The 26,673-nt window shown below is 64.3% G+C and carries 20 protein-coding genes; 7 read left to right on the top strand and 13 right to left on the bottom strand.

Annotation, left to right across the window (positions count from 1 at the left end; translation table 11 throughout):
- Positions 1–12 precede the first annotated feature (12 nt).
- The 6 genes from DMC61_RS14765 to DMC61_RS41415 all read right to left on the bottom strand — a co-directional run bounded on the left by DMC61_RS14765 (position 13) and on the right by DMC61_RS41415 (position 10,681).
- The gene (locus DMC61_RS14765) at positions 13–2,511 is read right to left on the bottom strand and encodes a tetratricopeptide repeat protein (RefSeq protein WP_125689750.1); all 2,499 of its coding nucleotides are present in this window, start codon (positions 2,509–2,511) and stop codon (positions 13–15) included.
- 11 nt (positions 2,512–2,522) lie between these two features.
- A complete protein-coding gene (locus DMC61_RS14760; RefSeq protein ID WP_233594808.1) occupies positions 2,523–2,861 on the bottom strand; it encodes a hypothetical protein in 339 nt (112 codons plus the stop codon).
- Positions 2,862–3,030: 169 nt separating this feature from the next.
- Entirely contained in the window at positions 3,031–5,331 is a 2,301-nt protein-coding gene (gene fxsT, locus DMC61_RS14755; protein ID WP_199749993.1) for an FxSxx-COOH system tetratricopeptide repeat protein, read from the bottom strand.
- An 83-nt stretch (positions 5,332–5,414) separates the two neighbouring features.
- Entirely contained in the window at positions 5,415–5,825 is a 411-nt protein-coding gene (locus DMC61_RS14750; protein WP_125689747.1) for a hypothetical protein, read from the bottom strand.
- A gap of 437 nt (positions 5,826–6,262) precedes the next feature.
- Positions 6,263–10,114 (bottom strand): hypothetical protein, encoded by a 3,852-nt coding sequence (locus tag DMC61_RS14745; RefSeq protein ID WP_125689746.1) that lies wholly within the window; start codon positions 10,112–10,114, stop codon positions 6,263–6,265.
- Between the two features lie 54 nt (positions 10,115–10,168).
- Positions 10,169–10,681: a hypothetical protein gene (locus DMC61_RS41415; RefSeq protein WP_199750010.1), complete on the bottom strand. Its 513-nt coding sequence runs from the start codon at positions 10,679–10,681 to the stop codon at positions 10,169–10,171.
- Between the two features lie 39 nt (positions 10,682–10,720).
- Here DMC61_RS41415 and DMC61_RS41630 point away from each other — a divergent pair, with 39 nt between their 5' ends.
- Positions 10,721–10,921, top strand: a complete 201-nt coding sequence (locus DMC61_RS41630) for a DUF3558 domain-containing protein (RefSeq protein WP_233594807.1) — start codon at positions 10,721–10,723, stop codon at positions 10,919–10,921.
- Positions 10,922–11,106: 185 nt separating this feature from the next.
- On the opposite strand, the gene DMC61_RS14730 is transcribed toward DMC61_RS41630, so the two are convergent.
- The 4 genes from DMC61_RS14730 to DMC61_RS14715 all read right to left on the bottom strand — a co-directional run bounded on the left by DMC61_RS14730 (position 11,107) and on the right by DMC61_RS14715 (position 16,050).
- Positions 11,107–11,583 (bottom strand): hypothetical protein, encoded by a 477-nt coding sequence (locus tag DMC61_RS14730; protein ID WP_125689744.1) that lies wholly within the window; start codon positions 11,581–11,583, stop codon positions 11,107–11,109.
- Positions 11,584–11,646: 63 nt separating this feature from the next.
- Positions 11,647–13,014, bottom strand: a complete 1,368-nt coding sequence (locus DMC61_RS14725) for a hypothetical protein (RefSeq protein ID WP_125689743.1) — start codon at positions 13,012–13,014, stop codon at positions 11,647–11,649.
- 852 nt (positions 13,015–13,866) lie between these two features.
- Positions 13,867–14,481, bottom strand: coding sequence for an SMI1/KNR4 family protein (locus DMC61_RS14720; RefSeq protein ID WP_125689742.1), 615 nt, complete (start codon positions 14,479–14,481; stop codon positions 13,867–13,869).
- Positions 14,482–14,586: 105 nt separating this feature from the next.
- Positions 14,587–16,050: a hypothetical protein gene (locus tag DMC61_RS14715; RefSeq protein WP_125689741.1), complete on the bottom strand. Its 1,464-nt coding sequence runs from the start codon at positions 16,048–16,050 to the stop codon at positions 14,587–14,589.
- A 1,777-nt stretch (positions 16,051–17,827) separates the two neighbouring features.
- On the opposite strand from DMC61_RS14715, the gene DMC61_RS14710 reads away from it, so the two are divergent.
- Positions 17,828–19,510, top strand: a complete 1,683-nt coding sequence (locus DMC61_RS14710; protein ID WP_125689740.1) for a pentapeptide repeat-containing protein — start codon at positions 17,828–17,830, stop codon at positions 19,508–19,510.
- Between the two features lie 282 nt (positions 19,511–19,792).
- On the opposite strand, the gene DMC61_RS14705 is transcribed toward DMC61_RS14710, so the two are convergent.
- Positions 19,793–21,499: an LGFP repeat-containing protein gene (locus DMC61_RS14705; protein WP_125689739.1), complete on the bottom strand. Its 1,707-nt coding sequence runs from the start codon at positions 21,497–21,499 to the stop codon at positions 19,793–19,795.
- 186 nt (positions 21,500–21,685) lie between these two features.
- Here DMC61_RS14705 and DMC61_RS14700 point away from each other — a divergent pair, with 186 nt between their 5' ends.
- Positions 21,686–21,952, top strand: a complete 267-nt coding sequence (locus DMC61_RS14700; RefSeq protein WP_125689738.1) for a DUF1883 domain-containing protein — start codon at positions 21,686–21,688, stop codon at positions 21,950–21,952.
- Between the two features lie 182 nt (positions 21,953–22,134).
- On the opposite strand, the gene DMC61_RS14695 is transcribed toward DMC61_RS14700, so the two are convergent.
- Positions 22,135–22,776, bottom strand: a complete 642-nt coding sequence (locus tag DMC61_RS14695; protein ID WP_125689737.1) for an NBR1-Ig-like domain-containing protein — start codon at positions 22,774–22,776, stop codon at positions 22,135–22,137.
- Between the two features lie 91 nt (positions 22,777–22,867).
- Between DMC61_RS14695 and DMC61_RS14690 the strand changes: the two genes are divergently transcribed.
- Entirely contained in the window at positions 22,868–23,284 is a 417-nt protein-coding gene (locus tag DMC61_RS14690) for a hypothetical protein (RefSeq protein ID WP_125689736.1), read from the top strand.
- Between the two features lie 85 nt (positions 23,285–23,369).
- Here DMC61_RS14690 and DMC61_RS14685 read toward each other — a convergent pair whose 3' ends face one another.
- Entirely contained in the window at positions 23,370–24,317 is a 948-nt protein-coding gene (locus DMC61_RS14685; RefSeq protein ID WP_125689735.1) for a hypothetical protein, read from the bottom strand.
- A 780-nt stretch (positions 24,318–25,097) separates the two neighbouring features.
- Between DMC61_RS14685 and DMC61_RS14680 the strand changes: the two genes are divergently transcribed.
- The 3 genes from DMC61_RS14680 to DMC61_RS14670 all read left to right on the top strand — a co-directional run bounded on the left by DMC61_RS14680 (position 25,098) and on the right by DMC61_RS14670 (position 26,601).
- Positions 25,098–25,295 carry an SAV_915 family protein gene (locus DMC61_RS14680; protein WP_125689734.1) on the top strand — a complete coding sequence of 66 codons (198 nt, stop codon included), beginning with the start codon at positions 25,098–25,100 and terminating at the stop codon, positions 25,293–25,295.
- Complete coding sequence (locus tag DMC61_RS14675; protein ID WP_125689733.1) at positions 25,295–25,591, top strand: hypothetical protein; 297 nt, start codon at positions 25,295–25,297, stop codon at positions 25,589–25,591. Before DMC61_RS14680 ends, DMC61_RS14675 begins: the two co-directional genes overlap by 1 nt.
- Before the next feature lie 164 nt (positions 25,592–25,755).
- A complete protein-coding gene (locus DMC61_RS14670; RefSeq protein WP_125689732.1) occupies positions 25,756–26,601 on the top strand; it encodes a hypothetical protein in 846 nt (281 codons plus the stop codon).
- Positions 26,602–26,673 lie beyond the last annotated feature (72 nt).

Here is a 26,673-nt window from a genome sequence, read left to right as displayed (position 1 = left end):
CGTGATGCAACTTTAGGTCGATCGCACGCTATCGAGGTTCGACCGGATGATCTCGGTTGTGGGGTGGTCGGGGCCTAGTATCCGTTGGCTGTCGGTGAGGGTGGCTTCGTACAGTGGGATTGCCCGGCCAAGGTCACCCGCCGACCAGTAGGCGCTAGCCAGGTTGTTGCGCGACATCAATGTGTGGGGGTGGTCGGGGCCTAGTATCCGTTGGCTGTCGGTGAGGGTGGCTTCGTACAGTGGGATTGCCCGGCCAAGGTCACCCGCCGACCAGTAGGCGCTCGCTAGGTTGTTGCGCGAGGTCAGCGTGTTGGGGTGGTCGGGGCCTAGTATCCGTTGGCTGTCGGTGAGGGTGGCTTCGTACAGCGGGATTGCCCGGCCAAGGTCATCTGCCGATCGGTAGGCGCTCGCTAGGTTGTTGCGCGAGGTCAGCGTGTGGGGGTGGTCGGGGCCTAGTACCCGTTTCCGATCGGTGAGGGTGGCTTCGTACAGCGGGATTGCCCGGCCAAGGTCACCTGCCGATTCGTAGGCGCTAGCCAGGTTGTTGCGCGACATCAATGTGTTGGGGTGGTCGGGGCCTAGTATCCGTTGGCTGTCGGTGAGGGTGGCTTCGTACAGCGGGATTGCCCGGCCAAGGTCACCTGCCGATTCGTAGGCGCTAGCCAGGTTGTTGCGCGACATCAATGTGTGGGGGTGGTCGGGGCCTAGTACCCGTTTCCGATCGGTGAGGGTGGCTTCGTACAGCGGGATTGCCCGGCCAAGGTCACCTGCCGATCGGCAGGCGTAGGCCAGGTTGTTGCGCGACATCAGTGTATCGGGGTGATCGGGCCCCAGTATCCGCTCGCTGTCGGCGAGGGTGGCTTCGAGCAGCGGGATCGCCCGTGTGAGATCACCCGCCGACTCGTAGGCGCTAGCCAGGTTGTTGCGCGAGATCAGCGTGCTGGGGTGGTCGGGGCCCAGTACCCGCTCGCTGTCGGCGAGGGTGGCCTCGAACAGCGGGATCGCCCGCGCGAGATCACCTGCCGACTCGTAGGCGCTAGCCAGGTTGTTGTGTGAGGTCACCGTGTTGGGGTGGTCGGGGCCGTCGAGCCGTTGGAAGCTGTCGCAGGCGCGGGTGTGGTAGCTGATGGCGGTGCCGACGTCGCCCTGCCCTGCAAGGTAGCGACCCAACCGGTTGAGCAGGTGGCTGGTCTGCGTGGTGTCGGTGTCGGACGTGGCGTGGTCCAGCAGAGCCCGCGCATGTGGCAGGACCATTCGATAGGCCGGCCAGTCTTCGGGTGTGTGTGGATCCAGCTCGAGGAGGGCGTTCGCCAGGAGGGTCGCGGTGCTGTCGCGGGCGGTAGTGATGTCAAGGGGTTGGCGGTGTGGGTCGGTCGGGTCGGGTGTGCGGGTGACTGCTTGAACCAGGCGATGCACGGCGGCGGTGTTTCCGGTGAGGGTGATCATGCTGTAGGCGGCCAGGCGGCCCAGCGCCTCGGACAGCTCCGGCTCCCCCACTTCACCTTCCAGCAGCCCCCGGGGGATCCCGTCCGGGGCGAACCAGGCCAGCTGCCTCAGTACCTGCCCCGCGGCCGGGGTGCTGGTCAGGTGGTCGAGAGTGACGTGCCAGACCCTCGCCATCGTCCGCTGTGCGTCACCGCCCTCCGCCGTCGCGGTGAACATCCGCGCCGGAAACCGTGCCAGCAAATCGAGGTAGGCGGCGGGGCTGGTCCGGGTTTGAGCCAGGTAGGCGCCTGCCTGCTCGATCGCCAGCGGCAGCCACCCCAGCTCCCTGCACAACTGCGCGGCGCCGGTCAGGTCTGCGTCTGCCCAGTCCGACCGCACGATCCGGGCCAGTAACACCACCGCCTCGTCCTCGGCGAGTACGTCCAGGGACACCGTCTCCACCGTCCGCCACCCCCAGCGCTGACGACTGGTGATCACCACTGTGCCGCTCCGCACCCGCTCCAACAGGCCTGCCACATCCCGCGGGCTTGCCACGTTGTCCAGCACCAAAAGCCAGTCCTCATGGGTTGCCAGCCACCGGGCCCCCAGCGCACTGCGCTGCGCCACGGGGAGTGTTCTGGTCGCGGGCTGGAGGGTTTCGGCGAGGTCGGCGAGGCCGGCGTCAACGGCGGCGAGGGAGTCCGCGGTGATCCACCACCGGAACCCGAACCGGCCTGCGTGCAGGTGCGCGAACCGGGCCGCCAGCGTGCTCTTGCCCACCCCGCCCAAACCGTGCACCGCGACCACCGTCGCTCGCCCGGACTCGCACAACACCTCGTCGAGCCGGTCCAGCTCATCGGAGCGGCCCACGAACAGGGCTGCATCCAGAGGGACCCGGGACAGAGCCGGTACCGGGGGCACTGACTCGATCGCGGGCAGTGGAGTCTGCCTGACGGTGCTGTAGTTGTGCTGGATGTTGTTGTCGCCGACCTGCACGCCGCGGCTGTTGTTCACCGCGTGCACTGGCGGCACTAAGCCGACGGGGTCGGGATGTTCCGAGTGCGGGGGCGACTGGTCGGTGGGCATTGAGGGCCCGTTCAGTGGAAGGTGTTGGTCTGGGTGTTGTGGTCGCCCACCTGCACGCCCTTGTTGCCGTGCAGCAGAACCCGGTACTTACCCGCATGGGCTCCGTCGGGATCGGTCAGCTCAAGCACCTTCAGCGCAGCCGCCACCAGCTCCTCATCGTCCTCAGCGCCGGCTGCGGTCAGCGCAGCGGCGAGCTCACGCCTCCCCACGCTGCCGCTCCCGTCCCCGGCCTGTGTGATCGCGTCGGATTCCACCAGTTCCATAACCTCGGCCGGCGCTGCCTTCTCACCCGCACCCGCCGCAGCACCAGCCGCCAGAGCAGCCACCACCAACTCCACCGACTCGATCACACCAAACCCCTCACCTGAACGCAGGACCCTCAGCCACCAGTATCAACCCAATCGAGCAGACCGCTACATGCCACACCGAACCACCCACATCGCCAACGTCCGCACATGCCGATGAGCGGACGTTCGGTGTCGAGGTCCGCCAGGTTTGTGACGGCCGCACGGTGGTGGTTCAGGTCGGTCGCGCTCTGTCGAGGTTTGAGCGGATGATCAAGGTCGCAGGGTGGTTAAGCCCCAGGATCCGCTCGCTGTCGGTGAGGGCGGTCTCGTACAGCGGGATCGCCCGGCTCAGATCACCCGCGGACTGGTAGGCGCTCGCCAGGTTGTTGCGCGAGGTCAGTGTGCTGGGATGGTCGGGGCCGAGCGCCCGCTCCCGATCGGTGAGGGTGGCCTCAAACAGCGGGATCGCCCGGCTCAAATCACCCGCCGACTTGTAGGCGCTCGCCAGGTTGTTGCGCGAGGTCAGTGTGCTGGGATGGTCGGGGCCGAGCGCCCGCTCCCGATCGGTGAGGGTGGCCTCAAACAGCGGGATCGCCCGCCCCAGATCACCCGCCGACTCGTAGGCGCACGCCAGGTTGTTGCGCGAGGTCAGTGTGCTGGGATGGTCGGGGCCGAGCACCCGCTCGTAGTCGGTGAGGGCGGTCTCGTACAGCGGGATCGCCCGGCTCAAATCACCCGCCGACTTGTAGGCGCTCGCCAGGTTGTTGCGCGAGGTCAGTGTGCTGGGATGGTCGGGGCCGAGCGCCCGCTCCCGATCGGTGAGGGTGGCCTCGTACAGCGGGATCGCCCGGCCCAGATCACCCGCCGACTTGTAGGCGCTCGCCAGGTTGTTGCGCGAGGTCAGTGTGCTGGGATGGTCGGGGCCGAGCGCCCGCTCCCGATCGGTGAGGGTGGCCTCAAACAGCGGGATCGCCCGGCCCAGATCACCCGCCGACTGGTAGGCGCTCGCCAGGTTGTCGCGCGAGCCCAGTGTGTCGGGGTGGTCGGGGCCCAGCACCCGCTCGTAGTCGGTGAGGGCGGCCTCTAACAGCGGGATCGCCCGCCCCAGATCACCCGCCGACTCGTAGGCGCACGCCAGGTTGTTGCGCAAGCTCAGTGTGTTGGGGTGGTCGGGGCCGTTGAGTCGTTCGTGGCTGTCGCAGGCTCGGCTGTAGTAATCAATGGCGGTACTGACGTCGCCTTGTCCGTTGAGGTAGACGCCCAGTTCGTTGAGCAGGAGACTGGTCTGGCTGGTGTCGGTGTCGGGCGTGGTGTGGTCCAGCAGAGCCCGCGCATGGGGCAGAACCATCCGGTAGGCGGGCCATTCCGCGGGAGTGTGGGGATCCTGCTCGGTGAGGGTGGTCGCCAGGATGGTTGTGGTGGTGTCGCGGGCGGTGGTGATGTCGGCGGGTTGGCGGTGGGGGTCGGTGGGGTCGGGTGTGCGGGTGACCGCCTGTACCAGGCGATGCACGGTGATGGTGTCTGCGGTGAGGGTGATCATGCTGTAGGCGGCCAGGCGGCCCAGCGCCTCGGACAGTTCCGGTTCGTCCACGGCGCCGGCCAGCAGGTGCCGGGGGATGCTGTCCGGGGCGTACCAGGCCAGCTGCCGCAGTACCCGCCCCGCAGCCGGGGTGTCGGTCAGGTGGTCGAGGGTGACGTGCCAGACCCTGGCCATGGTCCGTTGCGCGTCACCGCCCTCCGCCGTCGCGGTGAACGCCCGCTCCGGAAACCGTGCCAGCAGCTCGAGATAGGCGGCGGGGCTGGTGCGGGTCTGGGCGAGGTAGGCCCCGGCTTGTTCGACCGCGAGCGGCAGCCAGCCCAGCTCTTCGCACAACTGGTCCGCTCCGGCCATGTCCGCCTCGGGCCAGTCCGACCGCACGATCCGGGCCAGCAACGTCAAGGCCTCGTCGCCGGTAAGCACGTCCAGCGGCACGGTTTCCACCGCCCGCCACCCCGAACGCTGACGACTGGTGATCACCACCGTGCCCGTCCGCACCCTCCCCAGCAACCCTGCCACATCCCGCGGACTGGTCACGTTGTCCAGCACCACAAGCCAGTCTTCGTGGGTCGCCAGCCACCGCGTCCCCAGTGCACTGCGCTGTTCCACCGGCAGGCCCGCCGTGGCGGGCTGGAGGGTTTCGGCGAGGTCGGCGAGGCCGGTGTCGATAGCGGCGGGGGTGTCCGCGGTGATCCACCATTGGAGCCCGAACCGACCAGCGTGCAGGTGTGCGAACCGGGCCGCGAGTGTGCTCTTGCCCACCCCGCCCAGACCATGCACCGCAACCACCATCGCCCGCCCGGACTCGCTCAGCACCTCGTCGAGCCGGTCCAGCTCATCAGTACGGCCCACGAACAATGCCGTGTCGAAAGGAATCCGGGACAGCCCCGGCACTGCGGGCACCGACTCGATCGGGGGCAGCGGAGCCTGCGTGACAGTGTTGTAGTTGTGCTGGATGTTGTTGTCGCCGACCTGCACACCGAGGCTGTTGTTCACCGCGTGCACGGATGGCGCCGACCCGGCGAGGTCGAGAGGCTCTGGGTGCGGGGGCGGCGGGTTGGTGGGCATCGGGAACCGGGTCAGTGGAAGGTGTTGTGCTGGGTGTTGTGGTCACCCACCTGCACGCCCTTGTTGCCGTGCAACAGGATCCGGTACTTGCCCGCGTGGGTCCCGTCGGGGTCGGTCAGCTCCAGCACCTTCAGCGCCGCGGCCACCAATTCTTGGTCGTTCCCGGCGCCGGCTGCGGTCAGCGCGGCGGTGAGCTCACGGCGCCCCACGGTGCTGGCCTCGTCCCCGGCTGGCGCGACCTCGTCGGCTTCCACCAACTCCACCACCTCGGACGGCACCGCCTTCGCGCGGCGCAGCACCCGCACAGCCAGCGACTTCACCCCGGTATAGGCGTCTTTCACTGCCGTCGATGCCGTCTCACCCGCACCCGCCGCAGCACCAGCCGCCAGCGCGGCCACCACCAGCTCCACCGACTCGATCACACCAAACCCCTCACCTGGACGCACGAACCTCAACCTCCAGTATCGATAGAACCGAGCAGACCGCTACAAGCCACACCGAACCACCCGCAACGCCAACGTCCGCTCATGCCGCAGAGCGTGCGTCTCGGTGAGCCACTCTCAGCGGCACCTCAAAGCGGGAGAAACCTTCTCGAGCAACGCCACTCATGACAGTGACCTGCTGCACGGCAGGGCCCGGTTTGATCCTGCCCGGGTAGATTCAAGCCCAGGTTGCAGCCCGCTGCGCCAGATGTTCAAACCGAGCGCGCCGCAGTCCTCTCACTAATTTGCTTGGGCACAGCTGAGGCAAACCCCCGCCGCAGCTACTCTCAAGAACCACCCAAGTGTCGCAAATGTGCCCCATCCCTGTCCCCGAACTGGCTATCTCCTGCGGTACCCAGGCCGCCGCACCCCGCCCGTCAACGTTCGTGCCGGAGCGCGTCCGGTAGCCCGTACGCCCCGACGTCGGCCAGCTTGTCCACGACGTCGAGACATCTTTCACGCATTGCCGCGTCGCCTTGCCGGTAGAGCCGGAGTACGACGGTGACGATGTCACGGCTGATGGCAGCGGAGGCCCGGCTTAGATCGCCGAGTTCGACGCCGGCATGCTCGACGGCGCGTTCGCAGGCGATGATCGTGGTCGAGGGCAGAAGTCTCAGGCTTTGCTCGAGCGCGTGGAAGAGGTCACCGAAGTTGTCGGGGAAGGCTCGGCTGGCTGCGTATGCCGCCACAACGCGTTCGCTGATCGAGGCGGAGTCAGACTCGTGGAGGACTCGGATCGCAGCAGCGGCGGCTTTGCGGACATCCGGGTCATCGTCGTCGAACAACCTTACGAGCACTTCGTGGGCACGCTGCGGCGCCGTGGCCATGGTTTGCGCAGCACCCTGCCGAGCCCGAACAGGTAGGTCGGCGACGTCGGAGGGGCATGCCTCCGGTAGCAGGGCATTCAACGATGCGTTGGCCCAGATATGGCCAGCTTTCACCGCGACGTTGCTGTCCGCGTCGAGGGCGCGGTTGAGATGCCTAGAGAAACGGGCACCTGCACGATAGATGGAGTGCTTCAACAACCTGCTAGCTGCGTTGGAATGGTAAATCTCGATATCGGTGCTGGCGAACAGAGCGTCAGCGACGTCGAGAGCCTGATCGAGATGGCTGCTGAACAGGGCTAGAACTGGACGAGTGGCCGCCGCGCGTACTGACAGGATCGGATCGTGCGCGAGTAGAGCCACAGTCGGAAGCAGTCGGAGTGCGTACTTGTCGCCAGCGAACAGAATCTGCCCGATTGCTGCGGCTGCAACTCCCCGTATCGAGTTCATTCCTTTCGTCTCGAGGTCGAACTCGCCATCGCGCCGCCAACTTGCGCGTTCCTCCCCAAGGTCGGACGCACGGGCGTAGTGCTCAAGTAAGGCGATCAGCGCGTCCGTGGCTTCTTCGGCGGAGTTCGCGATGGCCCGGCATACGGCTTGGCCAGCCGCTTCGCCCGAGATACACCGTGCGTGCTCGCACAGTTCAGTTAGCTTCGCGATGCTGATCTTGTCAGCCACAGCATTAACGACTTCGATGATGTTGGACGCGGGCGTCTGATCATCGAAAGTCAAGGCGAGTTCAGTGAATCGTTCCGGGGCGACCGCAGCACGGCGACCAAGCACTCCGGCAAGTTCCCGTGAGCCACCGGCCGCGTAGTTCCTACGCGGGCGGTCTTTTGCGGTCGCGTACTTGCTGATGGCTCGAGACCAGTCCCCGTCGGTCATGTGTTCACCGGCGCTTTCGGGCACCGGAGAGCCGACGAAGTGGGCTTCGAGCGGCTCGGGCGGCTGGATGGCGGCCCGAGTGAATTTACGCTCGAGTTCGCCAAGTCTACGTCGGACCGCACCTGGCAGCCGGCTCTCGGGCAGCGCGGACATGAGCATGTATTGCGTGTAGCCCCAGGCTTCGCCCCCACCGGGCCGCTTCTCCCATGCGGGGTAGAAGGCGAGAAGTTTTGTGCATAGAGCGTCGAGATGGGCCTTGCCGCAGTGCGGTGCGGCCGCTTCGATGAGTTGACGTGTTGCCCAGACGCTGCTTCCCTGCCAGCCCAGCCGAAGGTTGCGGTCGTCCGATCGCAGCCAGTCGATGGCCTCATCCGCTGCTTGCTCGGCGATTGCTGTATAGGCACGGCAAGCGAGAAATCGTACAACCTCGTACTCGCTGCTGCGCAGATCCTCGAAGATTGTGCTCGGCTCGCTCCAGAGCTCATGTGCGGTTGCGCGCAGAGCGATCTCGACGCCTTCCAGGACAGCGTCATCGACTTCGTGCGACCCGTAGAACCGGTACGCCCATGGGCCGCCGGTCTTCAGCCCATCACGGTCGTTTGTGGCTGTGTCGCTTGACACCGCGAATACGAAGGGAAGAACTTGCTCCAAGTATTGCTGAGGTGCTGCAGTTGCGATCTCGAGGATCGTCGTGTCACCGCCAGTACCTCCCGAGTGGTCAATGTAGTCCGGAAACGGGTCTGCGACGCCGTCGGCTCGCGCTCGGTCTCTGGCACGGTCCAAGTAGGCGCCTACGACCCGTGCTGCTCCTGCGGAATCTTCGTCGCTGAGGCCGGCGACGATCGACCAGAAATTGCTGTTGACCGCGATGGGGCCTCGAGCTCCGTCGAGCAGGCCGAGGCGGAGCAGCTCAACGGTCAGGTCAACCAGGCCTGGAGAGAGGAACCACTCGACCATGGACCGCAGTCGAAGCGTCCACTCGTCAGAGCTGCCGATGAACGGCTTGACCAGTTCAGCAACGCGTCGCCCGCGCTCCCTGGCCGCCCTGACCAGTACTTCGGCCGTGGGTGTAGCTGTCGAGGTCTCCGTGAGCAAAGGTTCCCAGCGACCGGCTGAGTCGGCGGCATCGAACCACGCCGGCACCATCAGGAGGGCGAGGAGCCGCCCACTACGACGTGAGCCGCCGAACGCGAACGGTTCGATCGCCAGCCAGTCCTCCGCCCCGGCCGGCAGGGAGCCGAGTACCCCGATCACGACGTCGAGCAGGTTCGAACGAATCGCGTCGCTGGTCAAGAGCCGGACGGTGTCCGCCCGGAACCGCCGCCGATCCACGCCGATGAGGTGTTCGAGGACCTGCCGCACCTGAGCGCGCCTGAACAGTTGCTGGCCCGAGCTCACCACGAAGTCGTGCAGGTCTTGTCCTTGGGCGACGAACTCTCGTGCGAACAAAAAGTCGAAGTAGGTCTCATGGAAGAACTGGACGGTGTCGCCGTCATCGCGAATGATCCCCGCCGAAGCCAGCGTCGGGCGTGCGCGTGGTGGAAGCCGGTCGAGGAGCGCAGCCGGCGCGTGCAAGGTCTGGTGATCGCTCATGTAGGTCACGAGAGGTGCGATCGCCCCGTGCCATCCAATGGGTCCCAGGTCGCTTTCAACCAGAGGGCGGAGCTCCCGGGTCATCTGCTGGTACAGGTCTGGGAGTGTCCGATACGGCAGCTCGCGCGACTTGGCTTCCAGCCGGAAGAACACCGCCAGGTGCAAGGGCACCCGAAGCAAGTCAAGCGTATCCAATGCCAGCGAGTTCGCATCGACGTTGAAGGTCGTAAGGGCGGCCTGCACAGCCGCGGTGTCGAGGTGACCGACTTCGACCTGCTCGACCTTTTCCTCTTCGGAGAGCAGGGACCTCATCCTCGGATCAGCCGAAAGATCAGCAGTGCGCACGACGAGGACGACCTTCACATGCCCATGCTTGCCAGCCTGTTCGAGGACCTCGTCGACAGCCTCGAAGCTATCTGGGATGCGACCGCTGTACGTACTCACCGCATCAAGCTGGTCGATGACGAGTACCGCCCTCCCACCGTCAGCAGCCGAAGCAAGGACGTCGACCGGGGACGACCGCAGCTCAGCCGCCTCTCCCAACGCTATGGCGCTTCGGCAGACACTGTCGATCGCGTCCATACGCACTACCGCGGCCGCCCAGCCCGCGTCGGTCAATTGCTTCACAGCTTCGGCAGCAACCGTGCTTTTGCCCGAACCTGCACGACCGTGCATCACAACAACCGGACGGCCATCATTTGCAGTCAACCGATCGGCTAGAAGCGAAACTCCAGGATGCGCAGCCATGACCTGTGGCCGCGCCATCCGGTTCCGCCGGTAGTTCCGGGCCACGGTGCCGCTGATTGCCTCATCATCCCGAGCTGGCGCGGTGACGCCGTTGCCATCGCGGCGAATTATGTAGTTGATCTGCGTACTGTGGTCACCAACCTGCACGCCTTCACTTTGGCTGACGTCGACACGCCGCACCGGCTCAGGCGGTGTCGAGCCGCGATCCTGTCGATCTCGGAAGAACACGGTTGCCTACCGGTCGCAGTGGTTGGTCTGCACGTTGTCGTCACCGATCTGGACACCGCGGCCATCGCGAACATCGACCACATACTTTCCGGCCGAGTTGGATGACGGGCGCAGAGCAGCCCTCTCTTCAGCTGGAGGGTGGCTGCGTAGCTGGCGCAGCGAGACGACCAGGGCGACCATCCCAATAATCAGTCCGACGATGCCAGCAACCCAGCTCGAGGCTTCAACCGCAGGGCGGGCTGGATGGTTTTCCTCCCACAACCAGTTCAATGTGCCAAGCTGCCACGCTCCCCAGAGTGCTAGACCAACAGCAGCCAGGCCTCTCAAGCACCAGATGCGACGACTACGCCCGCCCATATAACCTCCCCAGCCGACACTTCGTCGCCAGCTTTGTTCCAGATTAATCGTCGACGGCGCGAAGATCGCTACGGGTGTTGCCAGACGTGGTTCCCGCCGCTGCGGGAGAGCATCAGCACCTTGTACAACGACCGCGCCCGAGGCCGCGATACCGGCAACCACTGGGAAGAGCTGACGATCAACGGCTAGCCCGCGGTGATCGTGGACGTCGAGGAGAACATCTCGACAAAGCGGGGCGGAGGGCCTCTGGCGTGCAGGCTGGTTCTCGGCGTCGATGACAACACGCTGGTACACATCAAGACCAACACCCGGGGAAAGCCGGAAGCGGGTCCGTGGCAGAACGATCCTTGTGGTGCGGTCACGAAGATCGCCAAGTTCGTCATCGACAACCTCCGCGGCTAGACGCGATGGCCCGGTCCTGAACCAGGAAACGGAAGCCGGCTGGGGCCGTGACGCTGGGCGGCGAAGCCGCTCGTAGCCTCGGCACCGTGACGGGCCTGCCAGCATCAGCGTGCTGCCCTCTAGGAACGTCTTACCACCGTGGGAATGCGGGTAGCCGGGGAGAGGGAGGTTTCTGCCGCGCAGGTTTACGTCGGTGACGTCTGTGCGCTGGATGGCCAGGCCTGGAGCAGCCATCGCTCGTGCCGATAGTCGAGATCCGGGAAGTCGGCGTTCGCGGTGGGGGTGCTGCTGCGGAACGCGCGTAGCTGGAAAGGGCCGGGGACCGGAAGGTCGATGACGACATCCGCCGGCGAGCCGGTGATGGAGCCGAGGACGACGCGACCTGTGTCCACAGTAAAGGCGCCGTCGAACCGATCTTCGAACGGTGACGTGGGCGGCGCGGGTTCTGCTGTCCAGAGCTCGAAGTCCACCACGACATCCGTCATCTCACCCAGGGTGAAGAATTTGCCTCCGCCGTGGCCGCTGACAGCGATAGCCCCGTCCCCTGCCGGGGCAAGGTTCGCCGGCCGGGCCTCGGTGGACTCGACGTCGAACAACATGAACTGCTGGTAATCGATCCAGGGGCTTCCGGTCTCGCGGAGCAGGAGAGCGGCGTCGGTCATCGTGGTCCTTGCTGTGCGTGGGTGATGGTAAGGATATCCACCATCACCCACGCCCAGCAAAAGCTACTTGTAGGCCTCGACGAAGACACCGTCACCGTCGAGGATGTGGTCCTCGGCGAGGAACAATCCCCACCGAGCCCCGGTCTCTTGGTTGTGTTCCTTCAGCACGGGGCGGACCGCCACGGTCCGCAACATGTCCGGGGTGATCGTGAACGAGCCTTCGTATGTTGTTTTGAAGGGAAACTCGTCACATTCGTTGACCTTGCCGTCGGGACGAACCTTGTAACCCGTCCCCCACTTGTCCTTGCAGAACTTCACCGACGTGTTGTAGTTGTTGTTCTGCAACAGCTTGTCGTAGAAGTTTCGGCGAATTGGTTCGGTTCTGTTCGCCCACGCGGGTACACCGATGTTGCCGGGTACATACTTTCCCTGTCCGCCACCGGGGTAGGTTTTGCCGAAATCCTGATGGGCGTCGTAGTACAGCTGCGCGGATTCCGTGATCGCCGGATCGTTGACGTTGAACCTCAGCCAGCCCGTGGCGCCGTGAAACACGCAGTCGCTGCTCTTGGCGTAGTTGGGGTTGGTGCTGCGTGCGACGTCGCAGCGCAACGGCCACGACACCGGCTGGGTCTGGCCGATGTTGTCCCACGGTCCGGGGCCTCCGTAGCCGTAGGCGTAGCTGGAGATGCTGTACAGCGTGCGTTTCTCAGGCTTGATCTGGTCGGGTTCCTGGGGGTTGGGGGGATCCTCGCCCTGGAACTGGAACGTGTAGTCGGCCTGGGTGATGGCCTCCCAGCCGGTGATCGACTCCGAGTGACCCCAGGACGGCGTCTGGCAGCGGGCGCTGCTGCTGGGCAGGGCCTTGTTGCAGGCCACCTCGACACCGACGACCTGGCTCTTGTTCACGTCACCGACGAACTTCCAGTTCGCGATCCGTGTGGTGACCAGGGCCTGCCGGGCGTTCCATGACATGTTGACCGTCAAGGCCCATTCCGCGTGAGCCCGGCCGATCGGGAGCGTGCTGTTCTTCTTGTAGTAGTTGACGACAAGGAACTCGGCGTGGCAGGAGGCGAACCGGCTCTTCAGCCAGATGCGGTCCGGCGGGTCGTCATGGTTCATGAAGTAGTCGACACATTCCCGGGGCAGCACGGGATCGCCAGGATTTGCCATGGCCTTGCGTGTCGATGCGTATCGCGACGAGTCGACCGAATAGACATGCCTGTCGGGATTGAGGGCTTGCCTTGTCTGCTCAGGCGTCGGTTCGCCCTGCTTGCGCTCTGGCCCCGCTGCGCGACTCTGTCGAGTGTTGGCGGGAGGAGGTACGTCGAACGGGTTGACCCCACGTTCCATGGGAACGGTTTGAATTATCGCGTACACGTCGTCTGCGGAATCGGCCGCCGCAGTATCGGTGAATACCGTACTGATGAACATGACAGATATGCCAGCCATTGCCAGCAGGCTAGATCTGAACGAGCTTCTTTTGCGCAACAAAAGATCCCCTAGTGAGCTCGAGTGCTGACCGCACCCCTCAGTGCGAGCTCCACCAACATATTGCACGATCGGTTGACGGTTCACTAGAACGATATGGTGATCACTACAGTACGTACTGGTCGCTGTGGGTAGTACCAGGAGGTGTTTCCGGGTGTGTTACACGTGATTGCTGCACCATCTGGGTGGCCTCACGTCGAGTCTCTTTCTATGTGAAGCCCGGCGCAACAAACGCGTGTCCTGTCGGCACCTGATCGGGCACGGTCGGGGCAGCGCCAGGTTGCTCCGTCTGCCGAATAGGGCCTGCGGCCTGCTTCGACGAGACGTGCCGAGGTCGTTGTGACGAAAGGTGGCCGATCGAGGCAAAGGCGGCACCAGGGCCTCCCGTGTGTTTGCCGCGCTCGCTTGCGACGCCAATCGCTGCCCGCAGTGGCTAGCCACTGGATCAGGCCAGTGTTTTCCTTGCCAGCGCAAAGGTGTGGCGTTCGGCAGGGTGCGCAGCGCGATTCTGTCCGCCCAGTCAGGCCGATACGGGGGAGCATGAGAACAAGGCGCTCAGCCATGGCCCGTGCCATCGCATCGAACCAGTTCGCCGAAAGGAGGCTTCTCGGTGAAGGTCCCCCGCCGCATGGCCGCGCGGACTGGCTGTGCTGCCGGTCCTGCCCGCGTCCTGGGGTGCCTATGCGGACTCGTCGATGAGCCGATGGCACCGATTCCGGTGCGGGGCGGGTGCGGAAGCCCTGTGAACCCCTAGCGCGGCGCCCTGGCGATTCTTGGGACGCTGGCTGGATGTCTTTAGGGCCAGTGGAGCATGCCCTCGGTGGTGACCGTTGGGTGTTTTTCGCCGTAGGGAAGTTCGGTTCCGTGGGCGTAGGAGTCGAGTCGTTCGGCGATCTCGGTGAGCATGTCGGTCACGCTGCCCCAGTGGGTCGCGCTGAAGCCGTCACCGGGTGCCATGATCATGATCATGCCGTGGTCGTCGCCGCTGCGCAGGTCAACGCAGAGGGCGGCTCCGGTGCCGTCGGTGCTGATGGGGACCAGTGCTGAGCAGAAGGGACTGCCGTCGTCGCCTGCTTGGTTCTGGTGTGTTTGGTCTGGGCCGCAGCATGTCGGGTCTGTGGCAGTCGACTCGGAGAGTCGTTGGTATTCCTCGCGGGCGCGGCTCGCGGAGAGGGGGACGAACCGGTTCGGCACCAGAGTCCCGGCTTGTTGGTCGTGTCGGTCGTCGACGCCGTCTGTGAGTGTCCACCAGTCGACGAGATCCGCTGGCAGGGACAGTCCGACGACGCGCTCGAGACCGCGGATCTCCTCCGCGGGACCTGCGGGGCGGATCGCCCGGGAGGTTGCTGGGGCGTGTTCCTGGAGCAAGGTCGTTATCTGCTGCCATAGCTGGTTGACCGGTGCAGTCACAAATGCCCACCTTCTCGTCGTCGTGCATCCGGATGCGGTGCGGGCGGGGTGCGTCCGGCCGCACCGGGACGCACCCCGCCTGGTCAGTCAGGCGACCGTGGCAGTCTAGGGGGTGATGGGAACCCAGAAACGTTCTTGGTCGTTCGGGTCCAATTCCTGATTCCACGGTGGGATGAGGCGATCCACGTCGAGAATCCGGTGGGTTTGGTAGAAGGAGTTCAGCCGGTTGCCGGCCTCCTGATTGTGTGACCTGTTCACGAGCCGTACGGCGAACTCATCCCGGTACTTGTTCGGGTCGAAAACGCCGCCCGGGTCACGCCAGCCGGCGGCTCCTTCGTAGGTGGTGGCGTAGGAGTACTCGTCGCAGTCGACGTCCGGGCCTTCTTCGGGGAGCGCTGGGGGCATGTTCGGCCGTGTGTAGCACACGTCGCGTGCCGTGGCGCGGTTTCGGTCGCGGATGATGTCGTGGCCTTTCGCCACGGCCACGCGGTGCAGGGAGTCGGCATGCAGTGGACTGCCGCCGAGCAGTCGCTTGCCTGCTTTGGGGGGCCAGGAGGCTCCGGGGTTGGCGCGTGCCTCGTCGACGAACACTGCGTGGCGTGCGACCTTGGGGTCGCTCTTCGAATAGGCGATGCCCGGCACGGCACGGTCGAAGATGCTGCCTTGTTTGTCCCACAGGTAGTACGCGCTGTCGAAACGCAGTCCACCCTCGTAGGTCTTCTTGGTCGGGTCGGTGTTCACGCCGGGGAAGTCGAAGTCGTACTCGAAGTGGAACACGCCCTGGGCGAGCTGTTCGCCGTACTGCACGCTGGGGGTCTGTCCTTCGGAGAAGAGCTCGTAGTGGGCTTGGGGGTCGAGGCCCCAGCCGATGAAGCTCTTGTCGTGGCGCTCCAGGGCACTGTTCGGGTAGCAGGCCCGGTCGTTGTCGATGCCGATGTCGACCCGGTATTCGCCGGCGCATTTGACGGCGATCTCCATCTCACTGCGCGGGTCGAGGAAGATCCCGTTGGGTTCGAGGACCTGGGCGGTGAAGCGGAAGTCGGCGAAGCGCCGCGTGGGATTGCCGGGGTATGGGCCGATCTTGCCGTACCCGATGATCGTGTTTTGGATGGTCGCTGTGCTGGTCAGGCCGGTCGTGACATCGTAGTACGAGATCGGGAACAGGAACTTCTGGCAGTATGAGAACCTGTTCTTGATCCAGCCGATCGGCCGGGCGGCGTCGTCGTTCGCGCGGCAGTCGGGGTATTCGATGTACTGGTAGGGGTTCTCGGGCTTGGCGCCACGATCGAATTGGGCGCTGTCCACGCCGTAGCCGGGGTCCTCGGTCGCCGCTGTCCGCCGGGTTGATCTGTCGACGTTCTCGGGATCGGGTCTCAATCCGAGAGCATCCAAGTTGCCATCGCGCTTGAGAACCTCAGTGACCTTGGTCGGGTTGTTCACCAGATCCGGATCGGTGATCATGTATGTCAGAAGTCTGGATTGTTCCCCTGGCCCCTGAGTTGCGGTCGAGGCATAGGCTGGTGCCGAACCGGCAAGCAGCGCCACAACAGCCGTCGCGGCAAGCGCCACGCGCCGCCATCCATGCGTTCTCATCAAGCTCCCCTCACAGTGGAAATCGGATAGGTGGACGCGCAAATGGGCGGTATCCAACGCTAGGGTTCGCCTGACGATGAATACGGCTCAATAGACATACGCGAGAACGATCAACTAAATTGTTCGCGGCAATGACCCTGCCGCAGCGGGACGTCGGTATCGTTCGCGACTTGTGTGCCACGTAGCGATAATCGCTATAGCTGGACGAACATAATCAGGAAACCCGATCCCGCTTGCTGCTGGGTGGTATGCAGTAGTGCCGGTGGTTTAGTAGTTCGAAACTTTTCGAGTATTTCACGCTCAAGTTCGAGGTTGTGAACCCTTGGTCACGTTCCTGGATCGCATCGAGTGCTGTCGATCTTGACGTGAGCTTCTCGTGCAAGCATTGAAACGGAAAGTATCTCGCCCAGTTCCCCCTAGGTTGAGAGTCAACGACACCTGTCTACCAATCAGAAAGTCTCGCTGTCAATCCTCTGTACTCGCAGCAAAATCAGGCGCCGATGCCGGCTGCGGATTCCGTCAGCCTGAAACCGTCGTGGACAGAAATCTGCACTTCAACAGCGCTCATTACCGCAGTGGTGTCCTAGGCATCCTGAATATCCTTCCTCCTGCCAGTCGGCGGGGCCGGCGGTGTGACATGCGGGCCACTGGACCCGTTCGATCCGTCGACCGTTTGCCGCTCTCACCCGTACGTCGATCGCGCGGCGCCGGACTTGACAACAGGTCCGAGATTCCCTCCACAGATGGCCGGCACTCCGGCCGCATGAGGCGCGGCGACCTGCCCAGGGCTGTGACCCGATCATCGGGTGACTCCCCCGCGGCCACGGCCACGGCCGGGCGTGGGCTTCGCTGATGGTGTCGTGCAGTTCACGTGTTAGCCGCAGATTCTCCTGAGCGTGGTTCAGGGCGTCGGCGTTCTCGTCCTGGCGGCCGGGTGCCCAAGCCAGGGCACGATGAGTGTGCGAGAGCTCCTACCGATCCTCCGACTGTTCGGCCAGAGTGATCGCTTCCCGCAGGTGTGTCATGCCCTCTGGATCCCGGTGGGTGCGGGTGGAAGCCTTGGCCGAGGCGGCTGTGAGTGGCGACCAGGGCAGGTTCCGGTGGACGCGCGCGGAGTGCGAGTCCTCAGGTGCGGAAGTCGGCGTCGGCGTGATTTCGTCGGTGGTGGTATGTCGTCAGTGTTCGCTCCAGGTGCCAGACGACGTCGCGCCATCTATGGCCTGCGGCGGTGTCGACTGCGGTGAGCAGGCACTGGTGTTCCGCGTCGAACCAGGCTAGCGCCGCCTCGAGGCTGGCGTGCGCTTCCGGCTGACATCCCGCGCCACCGACGGCAGGACCGCGGGCGGACCGCACGGCTGGAGGTGACGGTCGGCCGCGTGGGCTGAATAGAGGTAGTGGTCGGTCACCCGCCGCATGGCTACGTCGACGCGACGGCAAGCACCCATGGCGCGATCTCCCGGTAGTTCGCCAGGAAGGTCAGCGGCTTGATCGTCGCCACCGTGCCTCTCGCGACGGTCCTTACCTGGTCTGCGCTCGGTCTCCTGCTCCCGGAATACCTGAAGCAGTGGTTGACGGGATTCGCCATCGAGTGGTCATCGCGAGGGGTCTCCAGTTATCGGACCCGACCCCCAGAAAGACCTGGGAACAGGTTCACCCCATGTTGGGCTCTCCTCAGTAATCGTCAGGCAGACCGTGACCGACCTCGGTGTGCGAGGTCGCGGTGCGCGAGCGGCCGACGCGTAGGATCCACTGGATGGGCAGTCGCGAGGACGTGCAGCAGAGAATCAACCTGACGGCGGCCGAGTCACTGTCAGTCTTGGATAGTGCCGTCGCCGAGATCGTGCTCGACAACGCGACGGTCGGCGCAGCATCCTTCACGCGAATGTCGGTCGTTGACGGCATCAACTTCCGCAAGGGAACCGTCACCGGCGCAATGAACTTCGACAACGTCGAGTCCGTCGAGGTCGTTACGTTCGATCGCAGCACCGCTCAGGGGCCGTTCCGCTTCGCCAACTGCATTTTCCGGAAGGATGTCTCTTTCGTAGCGGCGACCCTGGCCGGGCCGCTGGAACTCTCCGACTGTGTCTTTGGCGGGAAGCTGGCTCTCGACAACGTGACGGCAACGGATTCCGTCGTGTTCAGCCGGTCCAAGACTGAGCGCGAGTTGTCGCTCAGCGCCGGCACGTACACCGACCTCATACTCCGCACGCTCGACGTCGGCGCTGAGGTCCGCCTCCAGGACGCATTCGTCTCTGGTCCGCTCGTGATCGAGGACTCCACATTCCGCAATGTGCTGAGTCTTGAGCGGATGCAATCCATGGCGGCTGTAGAGATCCGGGATGTCGCCTTCGAGGGGCCGGTGAGCTTCCACTCGGGGACCTATGCTGGCCGTATTGTAGTGAGTAACGTGGATTTTCAGCGCGAGGTCACCTTCGACTCGGCGCAGTTCCACTCCGACGTCGTATTCCGCGACGTCCGGTTCCTCGGGCCGGTCAGCTTCCGCGGCGCACGGTTCGCAGATCGTCTGGAGTTTGAGCACGTCCGGTTCAGTGGGCCTGTGGATCTGGATATCGAGGCAAACAGAGTGGACTTGGTGAACACTACGTTCGCCGATCAAGCCTCCCTCGTGCTGGAGAACGCTGATCTGATCATGCGGAGGTGCCGGTTCGCCGCGCCCGCCACGGTGGACAGTAGGTCTGCTTGTCGGGTGCGATCGCTCACGGATACGGACGCCACCAACCTCACACTCGCCAAGGTCAGCTTGGCTACGTGTCAGCTCAGCGACGTCTACAATCTCGACAAGCTGCGTGTCGAGGCAGCGGTCTTTCCACTGGCCCCGTATCGTCTCCAGTTTTCGTGGCGGTGGCCTTGGGCATTGAAGCGTGCGAAGCGCCGCGTAGTCGTAGAAGAGGCCCTCGTCCGTGGCACAGCCGCTCCCAGCGGCGGTTGGGCGGTGTTCCTGCAAGACACCAGCGCACCTGCACGTCGGGTCTACGCCAACGATGTGGCGCGGGTGTACCGGCAGCTTCGCAAGGCTCGTGAAGATACGAAAGACGAGCCCAACGCCGGTGACTTCTACTACGGCGAGATGGAGATGCGCCGCCGCGCGACAACGCGGTTCAGCGCCGAGGGCCTGATCTTACGGCTGTACTGGCTGACCTCAGGGTATGGCCTGCGCGGGTCACGATCAGTGGTCTGCCTCGCTGCGCTCATCCTGGCCTGCGCGACGCTGATGAATCGCTTTGGCTTCGCAGACCCGCACACCTGGTCATCGTCTCTGGTCTATGTCGTCGATGCCGCCACCAAGCTGATCGGCGCGAGCGCATCCGACCGACTCACCGGATGGGGCGTCGTCCTTCACATTTTCGTGCGCTTGGGCGGCCCTATCCTGCTGGCGCTGGCGATCCTGTCCGTACGTGGACGGACCAAGAGATAGCCAGAGCGCCAACGTCGACCTACCAGCCGATCAGCCAGTTTCGGCAGTAGCAAGTCGACGCGACCGAGCAGCTAGTTGCAATTGCCTTCGGCTGGCGGGGCGGGTTTGTCAGGCCTCTGAGGACCGGGTCTCGAGGTGCGGCGCAGATGGTGCATCCAAAATCGCCATGATGATTCGCTAGGCGGAAGTCGTGGCCATCCAGGTGGTGCTGGCCATCCTGCTTGAGATGGCCAGCACCACGTCGTGCGGTGTCGCAGACTGCGTTGTGTTGTGTGAGTGCGGTTACCAGGATTGGCGGCCGTCGAGCAGGACGGCGACGACGCCGAAGGGGTCTCCGTCGAGGATGCGGGTGGAGTTGTAGTAGTTGCTCATGATGCCGCCTTGGGAGTCGTTGGAGGCTTTGGGCACGGTGCGGGTGGAGTAGTCGTTGGCGGCGACTCTGGAGGCGCCTTGGTATGTGCTGGCCAGGGCGAACTCATCGCAGCTGACAGGGCTGCCGGAGGGGCAGGCTTTGTCGCGGTTGGCGTCGATGATCTTTTGATTGGTGGTGCGGGTGAGGTAGTTGTAGCGCGGGTTGCCCCAGTGGCTCGGCAGGCTGGCCTGGGCGTCGAAGACGTGCTGGGACACCGCGGCGATGGCGGGGTTCTTGACGGGGTCGTAAACGACAGCGGTGGTCGCGGTGGGGTTGACGCAACCGGTGCGGATGGTGGCGCTGTCGCAGCGGGCGTCGAGTGAGGCGTCGGTGTGGGACCAGGTCAGCCCGCCGGCGTTCTTGAGGGTGATCCCGATCAGGCCGGTGAACTTCTCGATGGCTCCGGCCGTGCTGAGGTTGTTGGCGTATTGGCTCCAGGTGTGCTCGACGGTGGTATTCGGGGTGAGCGACACTTCCTTGGTGGGCAGGACGGTGCCGGTGCCACATTTGGAGGTGTTGGTCAGGCACGGGGTCGCGAGGTGAGCGCGGGTACCGCCGGCCAGGCTTTCCTGCCCGATGCCGACGTCGATCTTGGCGTCGAGTTTCCAGGCCGCGTTCCCGCTGTTGAACTGGGTGACCTTGTCGAACTCGACGGACAGGGTCACGGTATAGGGGAGGCGGCCGATCTCCCGGAGGGTGCCGTTCTCGCTGCGGCGCTCCTTGAGCAGCCAGCCCTTGCGGGAGCAGGCGGTCCAGCGGTCCGGGTTGGAGATGTTGCCGTTGCACCGCGGCGACAGCGCGGTCGGTGTGAGGTCGGGGCTTGGGCGCGGCCCGATGTCGTCCATCGCGGTGGGGTCGGTGGTGCTGTCGCTGGGATTGATCCGCTGTGGGGTGGTGCTCGTCGTGTACTGCTGTGGACCTGATTCGGCGTCGATGGTGTGGACGTTCCAGTAGAGGGAGCCGCGTTCGAAGTCCTGCCGTCGGCCGCCACCGAAGTCGTACTCGTCGCTGACCGGGAAGCCGTAGGTCCCTGTCTCCCAGTCCGCTTGTGCCCAGTAGTCCCGGATCGCGCCACGCACGATGTAGGCCGCGGCCGTACCGTTCTTCCAGTAGATCGAGCCGCCCTCGAAATGGTTGAACCGTCCACCGTTGACCGGCGTCTCCGAGACCAGGGGATAGCCCAGGGTGCCTCGCTCGTCGCCGTTGGTCAGCCACTTCTGCAGGATCAGACCGCCGACCTGATTCGCTTTGCCGCCGGCGACGTTCGGGTGCCAGTAGATGCGGTTGGTGTCGACGCCGAAGGCCTGCCACCTGCCGCCACGCGCGGCGTCGAGTTCGTCGCTGTTGGGTTCCCCCACCGTGGGCGGACCACCCGGCCACAACGTGCCGAGGCGAATGAACTCCTGCTCGATCGCCCCGCGGACCCAATGCCCGTTGCGGAACTGATCAGCGGAAGCTGTACCCGCCGTCGTCACGACCGCCGCGGCCGCCACGATCAGGCACAGCGCGTAGCGCAGCCACCCTCGCTGAAGGATGCCTCTGCCAGAGGACCCGGCATCCAGTCTCCGAACTCGCATCTGCCTGTCACCTTTCGCCCATCGCTGCACCGCATTCCGGCGATCGACGTTAGCGATTCACGATGAAATCCTGATGACACGGCAACCCTCGCCCTGTCAACCGCGGGAAGCCCCGACAGCGGCGGTCGGCTCGACGCCCCACGGCAGCGGTTCCGCTGGCAGCGGATCGTCGCTAGAAATAGGCGTATGGAGCACCTGTGGTCTGAGATCGGGTCTTGCGCGGGTGGCGCGCGCTTCGAGCTGACGCTACGCGGTACCACCGCGAGGGTCTGCTTGATGAACGCCGAGAACTATCAGGCGTATCTCGACGGCGACCCGTACGACGTCTGGTACGGCGGCTTCTGGGACGCCAGCCCGGTCGAGCTGGTGCTACCCCACGACGACTTCTGGTACCTCGTCATTGACAGCTATCCAGGTCACGTTCGCTTCTGGCTCGAGGGGCCTTTCGACTGATCGTCCTCGACGCCGGCTGGCCGAGAGCGCAGGTGACCGGGTGAATGCGTGACAGTGCTGGAAGGGCGGAGGCGGATCCGATGCCTGGGTGCCTGCTGCCTGGTCCGGCCGTTGGGGCCGGTGCTGGCCCGTGTGCGCATCACCTCAGACCGCGTTGATCGCGGCACAGGAGCGTGGATTGCTCATTGGCGGTCCACCACTATCGTCAGGAATATTCCCTGGTAGTAGCGGTCCGGAAAGTACTCGAACCCGTCTTCGTCGACCATTTTCCAATGTATCTGCGCTGTGCCCGGGAGCATGTGTGCTTTCAGTGGTACCGAAATGTCGACCAGCTCTCCGGGCATGGTGTCAGGGATGCGCACTTCGACAGGTGAGCTCGGGATACCTAGGCCGCTGGGAGCTCCGAGGCGACGTAGGTACCGTCCTATCCATGGCACCGTGCCGCTGTTGCGCAGGCGCCACACCTTCACAAACTTCTGTCCTGGCGCCATGACAGTTCCGTCGGGAACGCTGACATCGGCGACGAAAGTGCCGGAATCGCCGGCTACCGGGTAAGCGGGGCGGCCATGTTCGTTCGGCTGTGGTCGGCGGGGTCTCGTCACAGCTGCGACATAGGTCGACCACAGTTGTCCGTCACCGGCGTAGGCGTTCTCGTAGTGGTCGATCAGTTCCCAGCTGGGTGTATCTCGTCCTCGCTCGACGTTGCTGAGGTGGCCCTTGCTGACGCCGGCTTGCTGTGCGGCCTCGGTTAGCGAGACGTCGTGAGCTGTTCTCAGGTGCCGCATCGTCTCGCCCAGAGTTTCCAGCGCACTGCCGCGGCTCATGCGATCAGCATGGTTTGGGGTTCGCCAAACCGCAAGAGACCGACCTAGCGTCGTGCTTCCGTTCGCGCCGATACCCGAGGAGTCCGCCGCCATGGCAACGAAACCCAAGGACGCCGACCTTGCATACTCGCTGAGGCTGGCCCGCGCGCTCAATGAAGCACGAGGAAGCTTGCCGCGGTTGGCGCAACTCGAGCAGCTTGATCAGGCGGCATGGCAGGCCGTACTTGAGATGCAGAGATCTTCATTTCAGCCGGAAGAAGGCTACAAGCGTCTGCTCCTGCCCGCTCAGCGTGTGAGAAAGCTGGGCCTGCGCTTCACGAGGCCGCCAGTGGAGACCCTGTTGTACCAGCGTCGTGGCTTGCCGTCGAACAGCGATGACTCCGCGCGGGCAGTGGTCGAGGACCGTCTCTCCGTGCCGGAGTTCCGGGCCGCGCTGCAGGATCGGAGGTACGTGTGGTGTGGCGCGGCAGGGCTCCGTAACTGCTTCGCTTTGGTCTTGGCTGGCTAGGTCTCGTCCGGCGCCTTTGCGTGAGAGGGCCAGGTGGGCGGGCCGGTGTCTGGGTGTTGGTGGACTTTGGAGAGTGCTGGGCATGTCAATTGCTGGGGTGCGGGAAGGTCCACTGGAAGCCGACGATGCCTTCGAGGGTGTCGAGGTAGCGGTGCACCGTGCCGTCAGGCTCGACGGGGATCGGTTCTAGAGATATGGGGCGGCTGTCGTCGAGGTGGTCCCAGACTGCCCACCAGACTTGGTCGGGTAGTCGGCGGGGGGAGAACTGGACGTGGATCTCCACGTTCTCCACCCGTCGGCGGCTGGCCCGTCGGAATTCCGGTGGTGGCGGTGTGGGGTAGCGCAACGTGGTGCTGTACTCGAGGGAGACTGTTTCGCCGGGTTTGCGTGGCCGGTCGAACGTAATGTCGACAGCGTAGACGCCGGCCTCGCCGGTGGAGTAGATCTCGCCCGCGGTGCCGCCCCGGTGTACGTCGATTGCTGCGGCACTGGTGTCGAACCGGTACCGATAGCTCGAGATCTCATCCTGTGCGCGGATGATTTGCATGGTGCGGTGATGGGACGGCAGACCGTGCTCGTTGATGACGTGGTGTTCATGCAGGGCGACTGTCTGGTACCGCGGCCGTGTTCGGTTGTCATGGTCGTCTGGGGATGGCCGGACAATGGCGATCCGGCTGGGGTCGTCTCCAGAACGGAGTGCTCGTAGCTGGTCGGCGTGCAGGTCGGTCATGTGGAACGCCGCGATGAACAGTTCGAGCGTTTTGGTTGACAGGATCGTGCCGGACAGTGCCCTGCTCACTACGTCCTTGAGTGAGCGGGCCTCGCGGACCTGCGAGTCGCGGCTCCATAGGTGGTCGCTCAGGACATGGCAGACGGCTCTCTGGTGTATTCCCGCGCCCTTGTGCTGGAACGCTTCCGGGTGGCGTTGCCAAATCGCCCGGTAAGGCTGGTAGCCCAGCAGGAGTTCGGCCAGGCGCCCTGCAGCATCCTTGACTCGCTCGGACTCGGTTCGTGAAGGGGGCCGTGGGGCCATGATGCGTCCTCGAGCCTTTCCTGGCAGGTACTTTGTCAAGCGCAGCCAACGCTGGCGAGACTGCGACGCGAGTGCGACAACGGTGCGCTAGAACAGCAGCACCGTGCTGGGCCAAACCAGCCACGCCGCGTCATGAGGAGAACTTGATGTTGCCGGTGAGCAAGAATCACCACGCGAAGCGTGTGGTAGCGCCGCGGGGCGACTTTGGCCGAGCGGACCCAGAGTCGCAGGCCTCACTGCGGCATGCGGCTGTTGCCGAACACTGACGCGCCGGCGATCTTGGAAGAGATGGGTTGATGCAGGGTCCTGTCACGTCGCTCTCTCCGTCTTCCGAATGTGGTCAGTGCCGTGCAAGCACGGTACTGCGTCGCGTGACGCCCAGGTGAACTCCGCGCCTACGAACAATTTACGACGCTCCTTCGAGGATAGTCGAGTGGCGTGTTCGTGAAACGCTAGTCAACGTGAAACAGTCTCACAATTCGTTTGCTGTACCGTTAATTTGCTTAGGCTTCGAAAGTTCCTGGTGTGCATGCCAGAACCTTAAGTCATTACTAAGTTCATTGCCTGCGAACGTGTCTAGGGCAAGACTTGATCGCAGATGTCCATCGGCAAAGATGAGAGGAACCAGTGTTTGATAAGGACGATCAGCAGATGATCAGTCGGCCAGTCCTGGGCTATGAGAGTCCTGCGGAGAAACGGGCAGAGGTCATAGAAGGGGCGGTCTTTCTCCCGGTGCACGCGGTGGCGTCGCCCGGCTGCGCAACCTACGCGGAGACGCGCGTGCTCGCTGACGGTGCGACCGCCTTGTTCGCCTATAGCTCACTGTCCACTCTGGTGAACTGCTGTGGAGAGCAGCAGGCGTGGGCTGCGGTGAAGAGCCGGGAGCTGAGTGAGATCCAGGCTGGAAGTGAGGTCGATGTCGTCCTGTGGGACACCCAGCTGCCGGAACAATTACGACGTGACGCGGAGAATGATTAATGTCGGGCTATCAGGTCGACCCCATTGCCTTGTCTATGACCTCCGCATCACTGCGGAGCGCCGAAGAATCGGCCACCGGCGCGGCGAGTGCAATCAGCGAGATCAGTGCCGTCGACGCCGGAGGCAGTTCTGATGCGGTCAAAGCCGCAGTATCCGCGCTTCGCGCTCTGACGGACCCGATCGCGGCAGGCCTCAGTGCCACCTCGGACGCCTTGAAAATCGCAAGCACCAGATATCTTGACAACGAATGCTCGGCTCGTGATGACATACTGCGGATCTTGAAAGAGGAGCCATGAACACGTCTATCAACACGGTAATCCGCGGTAGCAGCGCGCAGTGCCGCGTTGCGAGTGCCGCGCTCACTCGCGCTTCGCGGCAGTTGACACAGGCAGGCGACCGTTGCTCCAGTGCTATCGGCAGCCTTCGGCGGACCTGGAAGGGTACAGCCAGCGTATCTGGGTTGACTGCTGTGGCGGAACAACGAGACGCCGTCACTGGCGTTGCAAACAAGATCAGTAAAGTTGCCTCGGCCCTGACCGAATTCGCTGGCGAAATCGACAGGCTAGACCAGAGCATGCGGACCATACGGCAGGACGCGCGTACCGAGAAGATGGTGGTGACCCCGGACTGGATTCACGCAAAACGTCCAACCGATGCGGTGGAAGTGCTTGCAGGGGTGCAAGCAGTACAGCGCATCACCCACCGGATCACAGAGGTTCGTCGACGTGAGCGCGACGCGCATGACCGCCTGCAGTTCGCGTTGAGTGAGTTCCGTTCCTTCGTCGATCACGCACTCAATCCGACCCCTGCGGCGTTTGCAGGATACGTGCGCAGCGCCGCCGCGGTCGGCGTCCGAAAGCAGTTCGAGACCCGTGACTTCGTGGCGCGCACATCGATGTTCGCTGCGAACGGCGGTATGACCGACCCCGCGGATCAGCTGCACGCCGCCAGATCGCTGGTGAGCAACCAGGAGGCCGCCGGCCGACTGACGCCGGTCAAGAACATCCTCACAGCTGGTGTTGGCCCCCGCGCGTTCAACGTCACGGGCAGCGGTGGGGCACTGGCCGCTTTCGGCGTCGGCGCCGCCATCGCCAGCGGCAAACCGGCCGACAAGGCAATCGCATCAGGTGCGGCCGGCTTCGCCGGCGGGACCGCGGCGACCGGGTTGACGGCGATCGCTATCGGCACGGGCCCTCCTGGCTGGATCGCGATCGGTGTGGGGGCGGTCGTGTCGATGGGGGTCGGCTACGTCGTCGACCAGCACTGGGACGACATTAAGAACTTCTTCACCACATCTCAGCCATGAACTGGCAGCTCGGTCACGCCGGGTTAGGCGTGTGGCGGGCCACTCCTCGTGGCATGGGACGAGCTAACGGGG

It is taken from the genome of Amycolatopsis sp. WAC 04169 (assembly GCF_003947535.1).
Classification (GTDB): domain Bacteria; phylum Actinomycetota; class Actinomycetes; order Mycobacteriales; family Pseudonocardiaceae; genus Amycolatopsis; species Amycolatopsis keratiniphila.
The sequence above is the reverse complement of the archived record's forward strand: the minus strand, read 5'-3'. Positions and strand labels throughout refer to the sequence as shown.

Coding starts and splice junctions, on each gene's coding strand:
- DMC61_RS14765 (WP_125689750.1), bottom strand. CDS start 2,511: ATGCCCACCGACCAGTCGCCCCCGCACTCGGAACATCCCGACCCCGTC.
- DMC61_RS14730 (WP_125689744.1), bottom strand. CDS start 11,583: ATGACCGACGCCGCTCTCCTGCTCCGCGAGACCGGAAGCCCCTGGATC.
- DMC61_RS14725 (WP_125689743.1), bottom strand. CDS start 13,014: ATGTTCATCAGTACGGTATTCACCGATACTGCGGCGGCCGATTCCGCA.
- DMC61_RS14710 (WP_125689740.1), top strand. CDS start 17,828: ATGGGCAGTCGCGAGGACGTGCAGCAGAGAATCAACCTGACGGCGGCC.
- DMC61_RS14705 (WP_125689739.1), bottom strand. CDS start 21,499: ATGCGAGTTCGGAGACTGGATGCCGGGTCCTCTGGCAGAGGCATCCTT.
- DMC61_RS14700 (WP_125689738.1), top strand. CDS start 21,686: ATGGAGCACCTGTGGTCTGAGATCGGGTCTTGCGCGGGTGGCGCGCGC.
- DMC61_RS14695 (WP_125689737.1), bottom strand. CDS start 22,776: ATGAGCCGCGGCAGTGCGCTGGAAACTCTGGGCGAGACGATGCGGCAC.
- DMC61_RS14690 (WP_125689736.1), top strand. CDS start 22,868: ATGGCAACGAAACCCAAGGACGCCGACCTTGCATACTCGCTGAGGCTG.
- DMC61_RS14685 (WP_125689735.1), bottom strand. CDS start 24,317: ATGGCCCCACGGCCCCCTTCACGAACCGAGTCCGAGCGAGTCAAGGAT.
- DMC61_RS14675 (WP_125689733.1), top strand. CDS start 25,295: ATGTCGGGCTATCAGGTCGACCCCATTGCCTTGTCTATGACCTCCGCA.